Annotated in this window: 1 protein-coding gene; it reads right to left on the reverse strand. The window is 63.0% G+C overall.

The annotated features are described in order from the left end of the window. A partial coding sequence (locus ACLQ29_RS35605; protein WP_425775730.1) for a hypothetical protein occupies window positions 1-216 on the reverse strand: 216 nt, incomplete at both ends.

Here is a 216-nt window from a genome sequence, read left to right on the forward strand (position 1 = left end):
GTTGGCGCGTTTGGTGGTGGTCTTCTTGGTGTCGGTTTTCGTGGTGGTGGTGGTCTTCTTGGGCGTGGTCCTGGTGCCGGTGGTGGTCTTCTTGGTGGTGGGTTGGTTCGTGGTGTTGCGGGCGTTCTGTTGGCGCAGTTTGCGGGTGCGTTCGGTGACGCAGGTGTCGTAGCCGCCGCACTCCTTGCGGGCCTGGAGGTAGGCGGGGTCGTTGTT

This window comes from Micromonospora sp. DT228, from assembly GCF_049841595.1.
Lineage (GTDB): Bacteria > Actinomycetota > Actinomycetes > Mycobacteriales > Micromonosporaceae > Micromonospora.